Genomic DNA, 4120 nt, shown 5'->3' with positions numbered 1-4120 from the left:
ATCACAAACTGCGCTATCGCACTCGGCTGATTCCGCTGGAAGAAGTGGATTTGGGCGACGAGGAAGAGGACGAAGACGAATAAGGCCTCTCATATAAAAGGCTACCTGAAAACCGTGTTTCAAGTTTTCAGGTAGCCTTTTGTGGTTGTGTTATATTGCTTTTTATTTTTACGGTTTCAGGTAGCCCTATGTCATCGCCATCCACTCCCACCATCGCCGCCATCTCCACTGCCGCCGGGCAGGGCGGGGTGGGCGTTATCCGGCTTTCCGGCAAGCAGCTGCTGCCGCTGGCGCAGCAAATCAGCGGCGGCAAAACCCCGCAGCCGCGCCGTGCGTTCCTGACCGACTTTGTCGATGCCGCCGGTGAAACCATCGATAACGGCCTTTTGCTCTATTTCCCCGCCCCCGCCAGCTTCACCGGCGAAGACGTGATCGAGCTGCACGGCCACGGCGGGCGCGTGGTGCTGCAGATGTTGCTGCAACGCTGCTTTGAGCTGGGCGCACAGCCGGCAGAGCCGGGCGAATTCACCAAGCGCGCCTTCTTAAACGGCAAGCTCGATTTGGCACAGGCCGAAAGCGTGGCCGACCTTATCGATGCCGCCAGCCAATCCGCCGCCCGCTTGGCCGTGCGTTCGCTCAAAGGCGCGTTTTCCCAGCAGATTCACGAGCTGGTGGACGAGCTCATCACCCTGCGCATGCTGGTGGAAGCCACCCTGGATTTCCCCGAAGAAGACATCGATTTCCTGGCTGAAGTCAAGGTGGATGAGCGCCTGGCCGCCCTGCAAGAGCGCCTTGCCCGCGTGCTCGCTCAAGCCGAACAGGGCGCGATTTTGCGCGAAGGCATGAACGTGGTGCTGGTGGGCGCGCCCAACGTGGGCAAATCCAGCCTGCTCAACGCCTTGGCGGGCGATGACATCGCCATCGTAACCGACATCGCCGGCACCACCCGCGATACCGTGCGCGAGCAGATCACGCTCGAAGGCATTCCCGTGCACATCATCGACACTGCCGGCCTGCGCGACACCACCGATCCGGTGGAGCAAATCGGCATCGAGCGCAGCCGCCAAGCCGTGCAGCAGGCTGATGTGGCCTTGATTCTGATCGATCCGAACGAAGGCCTGAACGAGGCTACCTGTAAAATATTGGCGCAACTGCCCCCCGCGCTCAAACGCATCGAAATCCGCAACAAAATCGACCTCAGCGGTGAAGCGGCGGAAAGCTGTGAGCAAAGCGGCCAACCCAGCGGCGCCGACACCCTGATCAAACTTTCCGCCAAAAACGGCGCCGGGCTCGATTTGCTCAAACAGGCTCTGCTGCGGCAAATCGGCTGGCAGGGCGAAAGCGAAAGCCTGTTTCTCGCCCGCAGCCGCCACCTGCGCGCGCTGGAAGCCGCCCAAGCCGAGCTTGAACTCGCCGCCCTGTGTGGCCGCCACCAGCTCGAACTCTTCGCCGAACACCTGCGCCTGGCGCAAAACGCCTGCAATACCATCACCGGCGAATTTAACGCCGACGACCTCCTGGGTGTGATTTTCAGCCGCTTCTGTATCGGCAAATAGAGCGGTTGGAAGGCGGATACACCGCACATTTCGGGTTTGTTTCCCGCTCGCAGTAAGAAAAAGGCTACCTGAATTTTCAGGTAGCCTTTCTGCGTGGCAGAACCGTTTGGGATTAGATGTTTCATCAACTAATGCTTTGATATTATATTGATTTTATGTGGCGTGGTGGTGAGAGGATTTCGGGCACGAGGAATCTGGCCAGGTTGCCGCTGGTTTGAGGCAAATGGCTGGCATGTGCCGTTACGGCTCGTTATAATGCGAGCTATTATTATTTTTATGCAGTTAAATTTCTCAATTCATATTCTGTTTTTACGCCAACTATATAGCGATACAACTTGCTGGGAATTGAAATAAATTCAACTATATCATTTCGATATTTTCAAACTGCGCCGCTGTGTTTCAGGTAGCCTTTCCACATTGCACGAGGAGAAACCCAATGGATATTTTGTCGCGCCTTCATGCTCTGCCTTTAAGCCGTTTCCACTACCGCCTGCTGGTCTTAATCGGGCTGGGCTGGCTGTTTGATGCGATGGACACGGGTATGGTGTCGTTTGTGTTGGTGACTTTGGCCAAAGAGTGGGGCTTGAGTGCGCAGCAGTCGGGCTGGGTGGTGAGCATCGGCTTTGTGGGCATGGCGCTGGGCGCGGTGTTGAGCGGCTGGGCGGCCGACCGTTTCGGGCGGCGCAATGTGTTTGCGGGCACCATGGTGCTCTACGGCGCGGCCACGGGTTTGTGCGCGTTGTCGCCGAACTTGGCCGCGCTGCTATTTTTCCGCTTCTGGGTGGGCTTCGGCTTGGGCGGACAGCTGCCGGTGGCGGTGTCGCTGGTGAGCGAGTATGCGCCGCCGAAGGTGCGCGGGCGGTTTATCGTGCTGCTGGAGAGTTTTTGGGGCTTGGGCTGGCTGGCGGCGGCGCTGGCTTCGTATTTCCTGATTCCGCAATTCGGTTGGCACAGCGCGTTTGCGGCGGGCTCGGTGCCGCTTTTGTATGCGTTTGCGGTGTGGAAGCGGCTGCCGGAATCGGTGCCTTATCTGATTGCGGCGGGCAGGGCGGAGGAGGCGCACGAATTGGTGTGCCGTTTGGAGGCGGAATCGGGCGTGGCGCAGGCGGCGGAAATGATTGTGCCGACTGTGCAGAATAAGGAGAAAATCCGCCTCGCGCAGCTGTGGCGGCCGCCGTTTGCCCGCCGTACGCTGATGCTGTGGCTGATTTGGTTCGGCATTGTATTTTCTTATTACGGGATTTTCACTTGGCTGCCCAAGCTGTTGGCGGGGCAGGGCTATTCGGTGGTGAAAACGTTTGAATATGTGCTGGTGATGATTCTGGCGCAGCTGCCGGGGTATTTTGCGGCGGCGGTGCTGGTGGAGAAAATCGGGCGCAAGGCCACGTTGGCGGGCTTTTTGGGCGCGTGTGCGGTGTGCGCCTACTGTTTCGGCCAAAGCGCCTCTACGCTAGAAATCATGCTGTGGGGCAGTTTGATGTCGTTTTTCAACCTGGGCGCGTGGGGCGTGCTCTACACTTACACGCCGGAGCTTTATCCGGTGCGCTTCCGCGCGTTTGGCTCGGGCTGGGCGGGCGCGGTGGGGCGCATCGGCGGGATTGTAGCGCCGATGGTGGTGGCCGGTATGAGCGGCAGCGGCGGTTTCGCGCGGATTTTCGTGATGTTTGCAGCGGTGCTGGCGGCGGTGGTGCTGGTGATCGTGCTACTGGGTGAGGAAACGAAGGGGCGCACGCTGGAGGAAATCAGCGCGGATTGATGGGGTGGAGCGCTAAAAAGGCTACCTGAAAATTTTGGTTGAACAGAAACTTTGCCGTATTGTATTTTTAACTGCGTTGAAACTTTTCTTTCAGGTAGCCTGCTGTTTGGTTTTTGGCTACACTTGCCGCCTTCGGAATCAAGCTTCCGACTAATCAGGGCAGGCCGTGGACATTGCGACCCGGCTTTGCCCGTCGGCGACATTGCGCCGCCGCAAACTTTTATTGAAGGAACACTCCTATGACCACCCTCTCCCCGGTGGCTTTGCGCCGTCAAACCGAGCCTAAGCCGCATCCCACTGCGCAGTATTGGAAAAAATGCGATGTCGAAGCCTTGTTCGGGCTGCCCTTTCTGGATCTCGTATTCCGTGCCGCCGAAATCCACCGCCAAAATTTCAACCCGCGCGAAATCCAGCTTTCCACCCTGCTTTCCATCAAAACCGGCGGCTGCCCGGAAGATTGCGCCTACTGCCCGCAATCGGCGCACCACAACACCAATCTGGGCAAAGAACAGATGATGGATGTGGGCGAAATCGTGGAAAAAGCCAAAATCGCCAAATCGCGCGGCGCCAGCCGTTTCTGCATGGGTGCGGCATGGCGCGGGCCGAAGCCGAAAGATGTGGCCGTGGTGTCCGAAATCATCAAAGCCGTGAAGGGTTTGGGCATGGAAACCTGCGGCACGTTCGGCATGCTGGAAGACGGCATGGCGGAAGACTTCAAAAAAGCCGGCCTGGACTACTACAACCACAACCTCGACACCGACCCCGAACGCTACAACGACATCATCCACACCCGCAAACACGAAGACCG

General features: G+C 58.2%; 3 protein-coding genes. All 3 read left to right on the top strand.

Annotated features, from left to right (window positions below; all coding sequences use genetic code 11):
• Positions 1 to 188 precede the first annotated feature (188 nt).
• Positions 189 to 1556 (top strand): tRNA uridine-5-carboxymethylaminomethyl(34) synthesis GTPase MnmE, encoded by a 1368-nt coding sequence (mnmE, locus tag ACO6EE_RS09085; RefSeq protein WP_485960719.1) that lies wholly within the window; start codon positions 189 to 191, stop codon positions 1554 to 1556.
• Between the two features lie 436 nt (positions 1557 to 1992).
• Entirely contained in the window at positions 1993 to 3312 is a 1320-nt protein-coding gene (locus ACO6EE_RS09080) for an MFS transporter (protein ID WP_485960718.1), read from the top strand.
• Positions 3313 to 3551: 239 nt separating this feature from the next.
• The coding region (locus tag ACO6EE_RS09075) for a radical SAM protein (RefSeq protein WP_485960717.1) at positions 3552 to 4120 on the top strand (569 nt) is incomplete at its 3' end.

It is taken from the genome of Eikenella sp. (assembly GCF_057315495.1).
The sequence above is the reverse complement of the archived record's forward strand: the minus strand, read 5'-3'. Positions and strand labels throughout refer to the sequence as shown.